5 protein-coding genes and 2 pseudogenes are annotated in these 6,925 nt (G+C 62.5%); all 7 read right to left on the reverse strand.

Annotated elements, in window-relative coordinates; all coding sequences use genetic code 11:
* Window positions 1-228: 228 nt before the first annotated feature.
* Window positions 229-735 (reverse strand): Hsp20/alpha crystallin family protein, encoded by a 507-nt coding sequence (locus AC52Q4_RS13785; protein ID WP_495537370.1) that lies wholly within the window; start codon window positions 733-735, stop codon window positions 229-231.
* A gap of 215 nt (window positions 736-950) precedes the next feature.
* Window positions 951-1,196, reverse strand: a complete 246-nt coding sequence (locus AC52Q4_RS13790; RefSeq protein ID WP_495537371.1) for a hypothetical protein — start codon at window positions 1,194-1,196, stop codon at window positions 951-953.
* Window positions 1,197-1,296: 100 nt separating this feature from the next.
* Window positions 1,297-3,756, reverse strand: a pseudogene (locus AC52Q4_RS13795) (glycoside hydrolase family 65 protein); the annotation flags it as partial.
* Window positions 3,757-3,758: 2 nt separating this feature from the next.
* Complete coding sequence (locus AC52Q4_RS13800; protein WP_495537372.1) at window positions 3,759-4,595, reverse strand: HAD family hydrolase; 837 nt, start codon at window positions 4,593-4,595, stop codon at window positions 3,759-3,761.
* 66 nt (window positions 4,596-4,661) lie between these two features.
* The gene (gene rpoE, locus AC52Q4_RS13805; protein WP_495537373.1) at window positions 4,662-5,255 is read right to left on the reverse strand and encodes an RNA polymerase sigma factor RpoE; all 594 of its coding nucleotides are present in this window, start codon (window positions 5,253-5,255) and stop codon (window positions 4,662-4,664) included.
* A gap of 481 nt (window positions 5,256-5,736) precedes the next feature.
* The gene (gene fnr, locus AC52Q4_RS13810) at window positions 5,737-6,528 is read right to left on the reverse strand and encodes a fumarate/nitrate reduction transcriptional regulator Fnr (RefSeq protein ID WP_495537374.1); all 792 of its coding nucleotides are present in this window, start codon (window positions 6,526-6,528) and stop codon (window positions 5,737-5,739) included.
* A 210-nt stretch (window positions 6,529-6,738) separates the two neighbouring features.
* Window positions 6,739-6,879 (reverse strand): annotated as a pseudogene (locus AC52Q4_RS13815) (Hsp20/alpha crystallin family protein); the annotation flags it as partial.
* Window positions 6,880-6,925 lie beyond the last annotated feature (46 nt).

The raw sequence follows: 6,925 nt of genomic DNA on the forward strand, positions 1-6,925 counted from the left end.
CCGCTGGCGCGCGAGTTGCCGATGCAAACGGGCCGGGTACCGCTTTGCAGGTGGCGCCCTCAGCGCACAGCACCTTTGATCAGGCGGGTTGTTCGGCTGGGGGGTATGTGGCCTTGCTGCAAGAGGCGTCTGCGTCTCGCTCTCCTATCGTATGAAGAATCCTGAGGCGGCAGGGTGGGCAAAACTGCCGTGCGTCGCGCTCCGAAGCGGCGCACGGCAGGGAAGCTTTCAGTTCACCTCGATCTTGCGCCGGCGGGCTTCCTTGACCTTCGGCAGGCTCAACTCGAGGATACCCTCGTTGAATTTAGCCTCGGCCCTCTCGGGGTCGACCTCGCAGGGCAGCGCGATCGTTCGCGCGACGGCGCCGCGGGCGATCTCGCAACGATAGTAATCGCCCTTCTCCTCCTTGACCTCGCTGGAGCGCTGACCCTTGATCGTCACGGCGTTATCGGTTACGGAGACGTCCAGGTCCTTGCGCTCGAAACCCGGAATCTCGGCACGCACCAGCAACTCGTTGTCCCGATCGACAACGTCGACTTTCGGCATGCGCGGCTCATCGAGGGCAAGGCGGTCCCACAGCGGATGCTCCCAGCCCGAGCGCAACCGGTGCATCCAGCCCCGGTCGAAGAGATTCTCGAACATCCGCTCGAATTCCTCGAACGGGCTCAATGCCCGCGAGGCCGACGTGGTTTCTTTCGTAGCAGGGGTGATTTCCCTAACCTTTTCCTCGGCCATAACACTTGCTCCTGAGATTCGGTCCAACTTCGGGCTAATAATGATCGTGTGGCACGGCACGGTCCATTTACATTATTTGGCGTACCACGCACACAAAATACGACGCGCAGCACCGAACCACGTTGACGTAGGTCAACTCGGCGGTTGTGCTGAACAAGGCACATGTAGAGTCGTATCTGCTTGGGCATATATGTAGTGAACGGAAAAACCGCCGGTCAAATGGCCGTGTGATACCCATGTATATCTTCATAGCGACATCGATGGAGGTGCTTATGGTGATGGGCACCGCCGTGTTGAAGTCGTTTTTGTTGGCCGTGAGATAGGAAGACGAACTGCACCAGCAGCGCCGGCACTTGGTGGCCGTACCATCCGATCAGGCACGGCGGATGGTTGGCGATGAGATCGCCGAGCTTACGCTGAGTGAGCTTGGTGGCGCGCGAGAATCCGCCCTGCGGCATCATCTTCGCTCCCGATTGCCGAAGCCGATGATGCGTCGTCAATTAAGGCAGTCAGCCACAGGCAATACGTTGCCGCTTTATAGAGCGACAGTGCGCCACAATTTCATTGGGCCTTACCCGAAGCGGATGCCGCCTCGGCCCGTGGCGGCTCCGGCACCGGACGCCAGCCGCCGTCTTCGAGATGGCAGCGAAGCTCCAGCCGGCTTCCCGCCCCGAAGGGGAAGGGCGTATCCCGCACGAAAATGCGGCTCGGTCCGGCCCACTCGCCCGGTGCGGCGACGATCATCCGCTCGCAGCCGATATCGAGATCGACCCAGTGGCCACGGTAGCGCAGCCGCAAGCGCAACCGGTGCAGCTCCCTCGGCAGGCACGGGTCGATCCGGAAAAGATCCTCACCGACCTCGAGGCCCATCTGACCGCGTTGCAACAGATCCAGCGTGCCGGCCATCGCGCCCAGATGAATTCCTTCCGCCGTCGTGCCGCCCTGGATGTCGCTGACGTCGCTCTCCAGCACTTCCTTGAGCAGTCTCCAGGAACCGGGGCGGTCAGAGCGCGCGAGCACCCAGGAGTGAACGACTCGGCTGAGCGTCGAGCCATGCGACGTCCGGTTGAGATAGTAGTCGACGGTCCGCGGGATCATCTCTCTCTTGAATGGATAGCCCAATCGGGTGAAGACAACGTCCAGTTCCTCGGCGGAAAAGAGGTAGAACAGCATCAAGGCATCCGACTGCTTCGAGACCTTGTAGCGGTTGGCGGTATCGCCCTCGGCCTCGAGAATGCGGTCCAGGCGCTGTATGTCGCCGTATTTCTCCCGGTAACGCTGCCAGTCGAGTTCCTCGAGCCGTTCGTAGCCTTCGAACTGGCTGATGACTCCCTCGTGGAACGGCACGAACAGGCTCCGGCTGATCCTGTCCCACCCCTCAATCTCCTCGGCGGACAACTCGAGGGTATCCTGAAGAAGCGCACGGCGCTCGGGCGCTACGCGCTCCAGAGTATCGAGCGCCCGGGCGAGGACCCAGGCCGCCATCACGTTGGTATAGGCATTGTTATCGAGACCTGGCTGCTGCGCCCAGGGATAGCGGTCGTGAAATTCGTCCGGCCCCATGACGCCGCGAATCTCGTAACGGCGCCGCTCCGGGTTCCACGTCGCAATGGAGGCCCAGAACCGGGCGATTGCGAGTAGCATCTCCGCGCCGAAAGCGGATAGAAACTCCTGATCCCGCGTCACCTCGTAATAGCGCCAGACGTTGTAAGCGATGGCGGCGTTCACGTGGCGTTGCAGGTTCGAATGGTCGGGAAGCCAGCGCCCGGAGTTGGGGTTCAGATGCAGCGTCTGCGTCTCTTCCCGTCCGCTGCTGGCGCTCTGCCACGGATACATCGCACCGCGGTAGCCAGCTTCCCGCGCCATTTGGCGGGCTTCGGGCAGGCGGCGGTACCGGTAGCACAGAAGGGCACGCGTGATCTCGGGTACGCGCAGGTTGAGAAACGGGAAGATGAATAGCTCGTCCCAGAAGATATGGCCCCGATACGCCTCGCCGTGCAGGCCGCGAGCGGGGACACCGACATCAAGGGGAATGCTGTGCGGCGAGACGGTCTGCAGAAGATGAAAGACATGCAGGCGCAAGAGCATCTGCATGCGATCCGGGCCGTCGAGGCTCAGGTCGCAGCCTTGCCAGAGATTTGCCCAGGCCCGGGAATGGCTCTCTCGCAATTCGCGAAAACGCCCGGCGTTAGCGAGGCATTGTGCGGCGAGCGAGCGAGGCTCGCAGACCGCGCGATCCCTGGACGCATGCAGCGCGATCACCTTTTCCACCGTCACCGCTTGGCCGCTGATGATCTCGAAGGAGAGATCCTGAGCAATGCATCCCTTCTCCTCGCGAAGAAGCCGCGCCACCTCGATCGGCTGATCCTCGCGAAACACGCGCGTGCGGGCGGCTTGCGCTATCCGGATCCGGGACTGATTGGTCTCCACCAGCAGCAGGATCCGATCCTCTCCGAGCGGCTCGGTCGCGTGCGCACAAAGGTGCTTGCTTGCAAGCGAGCGGTAGCGCGCCACACCGGCATTGATGATACGGCCGTCCAGGGCGGAGCGCAGCACGATCCGACCCGACCAGTTCTCCGGCCTCAGCAGCCATTCGATCGCCGCCAGATACGGAGTTCCCATATGAACCAGACGTATCGTAGCGAGCGTGGTCTCGCGTCCCTGGCGGTCGCGCACCCGCATATCACGGCGAAGAATACCTTGCCTCAGGTCCAGAGACTGGCGGTAGGAGAGAACCTCGAAGGCGAGGAGATTGAGCCAATCACCGTCCACGGGACGAAACGTGAGAGGCAGCCAGTTCGGCAGGTTGACGAGATCCTCATTTTCAACCGTGCGACCGGCGATCTCGGTTTTCAACCGATTGAATCCGCCCGCCAGGTACGTTCCGGGGTAGTGCGTGTCGTCGGCTTCCGCCTCCTCGGCCGCGCCGCGTGTTGCAAAGTATCCGTTACCGAGCGTGCACAGCGCCTCACGCAGGCCTTGCCGAGGCGGGTCGAACCCGTCATAGACAAGCGTCCAACCGTTCATGGCGCCCCGCCTTTCAGTGCTTGGATGAGCCTGCGCTGTAAGCGGCAGATTTTAGCCGATGCGTCAGGCGGTTCAGTCAATCGCAGCGCCGCAAGGTCACTGACGACCCGATCCGCACCGTGCTCCCGCAGGGCCGCCGCATTGCCATTTCGATCGATGCCGATCACCAGACCGAAGCCCGCGGCTTTTGCGGCTTCGACCCCGGCGATCGCGTCCTCGACCGCGAAGGCGCGATTCGGCGCGATCCCGAGCCGATCGGCCGCGTGCCGAAAGGTATCCGGGCATGGTTTGCCCTTGAGCTTGAGGCGAGCGGCTTCGGCGCCGTCGACGCGGACGTCGAACAGATCCGTCAGCGCCGCTGCTGCGAGCACGGCATCGGCGTTTTTGCTCGACGAGAGCAGGGCGATCCTGAGACCTTTCTTGCGCAGCGCGCGAATGAGGGCGACCGAGCTTTCAAAAACCTTGACTCCCTCCCGCGCCAAGCGCTCGCGGAAAAGGGCGTCTTTGCGGTTGCCGAGTCCGCAGACCGTCTCGCTCGCCGGGCTGTCCTCAGCACTGCCATACGCCAACACCATGCCCCGGGACTCGAGGAAGCTGCGAACGCCCTCGTAACGCGGTTTGCCATCGACGTAACGACGATAGTCAAGCTCGATGTCGAAAGGCCGGTACGGCTCCCCCTGCCGCTGCGCTCTGTCTCTGAGGTAGGCGTCGAACAACGTTTTCCAGACGCTGGCATGCACCTTGGCGGTCCGTGTGACTACGCCATCCAGGTCGAATACGGCCCCGTCAAACGCCTCGAGTACCGGATTGCTTGCTACCCGTTCTACCGTCATTTAGTAGCTGCTCCGGTACATGCGAAGCGCTCGACCACCGTTTGAGTGCGCCGAACTGGGCGCTTCTCACCCGAGCAGCGGACGCAGGCGCTCGTCGATGGCCGCCCGGGCGCGATATATGCGAGACCGGATCGTGCCGACCGGACAACCCATAACCTGAGCCACTTCCTCATAGGTCAAGCCCCTGAGTTCCCGCAAGGTGATTGCGGTGCGCAGGTCCTCGGGCAGCTCGCTGAAGGCGAGGGCCACCGTGTGCTCGATTTCGTCACACACCGTGAGCGCCTCGGGTGAATCATGGTCCTTCAACCAGAAATCGGTCTTGTAACGCTCCGCCTCCTGAACATCGATAACACTGTCCGGAAGCCGCCTGGCGAGCACAGCCAGGTGATTCTTTGCCATGTTGACCCCGATGCGATAGAGCCAGGTGTAAAAGCCGGCGTCGCCGCGGAAGTTAGGCAACGCCCGGTAGGCTCGGATGAACGTCTCCTGGGTCACGTCCAAGGCCTCTTCCGGGTCGTGTATATAGCGCGATATCAGCCTGAAAAGCTGATGCTGGTACTTTTGTACCAACCCGTCGAAAGCCCGCTTGTCACCGGCCTGCACGCGTGCGACCAGCTTTCGATCGATCTGGGCGCCGGACGGCGCAGGCCCCAACTCCATCGCCGGCACGCGGTGCGCCCGACTGCCCATCGGCGGCGGGCGGCGCGAGCCCGCCGATTCCTCCCCGACGCCTCCCTGCACGGGGCACACTGGCTGCGCAGCCGCGGCAGACGATCCCCTGCGATTCGCTGCGGCGGCGCCGCTCTCGCGACACGCGGGAGCGTTGTCTTTCTGGAGACGGGCTCTGTTAGCCAACGTCATGCTGTGCATATCGGCTCCACCAGCTTGCGATCGTTCCGTATTTGTACCGCGTGCCACGGCGGCTGCATTGATCAGGATCAAGCCCGTGGCGTTCCTTCCGCGACTACCGCAACGCAATGACTCGGAGCGGTGCGTCGCGGGCTGGCCTCTACGGCGGCGCTGCCTAGCCTAGTAGCTGACCGGCATCGGGAGATGGGGCGCAAATTGGCGGGAGGTACCCGAAGACCACGGCCTCGATTGGCAGGCCGCCATTATCTCATTGGCGGTATAGCGACACGAATCAGATCCGGGAGGATTTCGGTGAGCTCCTCTCATCGCTTTCCATATGGACCGATTCATGCAGAGCGGCCAGGTCAAGCAAGTCGAGTTCAGCACCCGTTACGACGATCCAACCTCGCTTTTCAAAGCGCTTGAACAGCCGGCTGGTGGTCTCGGGAGTCAGGCCCAGGTAATTACCGATCTCGTGCCTCAGCATCGGGAGGCGGAAGCAACTCGGTGACAGGCCGCGCCGGGCGAAACGCTCGCTCAGGTCGAGGAGCAGTACCGCCAGGCGCTGTTCGCCACTGCCCCGGACCAGGGTTCGCATCATCTCCTCCGCACTGACGATCACCCGGCTCATTAGTTTGAGCAGCCGATGCTGCATGCCGGGAATGGTCGCTGAGAGTGCTTCCAGCCGCATGAACGGGATCTCGCAAACGCTGGTGGTCTCCAGTGCCGTCGCCGTGGTCGGATGATAGCCGAATGCGATGGCGTCCAGCCCCACCAGCTCCCCGGGCAAAAGGAAATCGCTAACCTGCTCCTGCCCATACTCGGAGAGCAAGGTGCTCTTCAGCGAACCGCTGCGTACGGCGTAGAGAGCGCTAAACCGGTCCCCGGCACGGTAGAGCACGGCCCCCTTTCCGAGCGGCCTTCGCCACTGGACAATCCGCTCCAGCGCCGCAACGTCCTCGGGGCAGAGCATCAGGGGCAGACAGAGGCTGGCAAGCCGGCAGGTACTGCAGGCTTGGCGGGCCAACGGAAACTCCGAGCGGTGAATACGGTGAATACCGTATGAGTAGGTCGACCCTGTCATAACGTACCCGTCCTGGCTTATCGCACACGCCGCCAGACCGGATAAAAAAAGAGGAATTGCGCACAGTCTGGCGCATTTATTATTGACAATTGAAAGGATAGCACAGGGGTGTGGTTGGCGCGCGACGAACGGGCGCGCCGGTAGCATGCGTGAGCGTGCCGCTCGTCAGCCGTGCGCCGCGGTTCGAAGCGGCGCACGGCAGGGAAATCTTTACTTCACCACGATTTTGCGCCGGCGGGCTTCCTTTACCATCGGCAGGCGCAGCTCAAGAATACCATCATTGTAATTTGCCGCGGCCTTGTCGGGGTCGACGTCACAGGGCCGCGCGACGGTCCGCGCGAACCCGCCCCAGGCAAACTCGCAACGGTATTAATAGCCCATCTCCACCATTGTCTCG

The organism is Nitrococcus sp. (assembly GCF_059432795.1).

Bases quoted from the DNA above. Each gene is read 5' to 3' on its own strand.
- AC52Q4_RS13785 (WP_495537370.1), bottom strand. From the start codon at position 735: ATGGCCGAGGAAAAGGTTAGGGAAATCACCCCTGCTACGAAAGAAACC.
- AC52Q4_RS13790 (WP_495537371.1), bottom strand. From the start codon at position 1,196: ATGATGCCGCAGGGCGGATTCTCGCGCGCCACCAAGCTCACTCAGCGT.
- AC52Q4_RS13800 (WP_495537372.1), bottom strand. From the start codon at position 4,595: ATGACGGTAGAACGGGTAGCAAGCAATCCGGTACTCGAGGCGTTTGAC.
- rpoE (WP_495537373.1), bottom strand. From the start codon at position 5,255: ATGGAGTTGGGGCCTGCGCCGTCCGGCGCCCAGATCGATCGAAAGCTG.
- fnr (WP_495537374.1), bottom strand. From the start codon at position 6,528: ATGACAGGGTCGACCTACTCATACGGTATTCACCGTATTCACCGCTCG.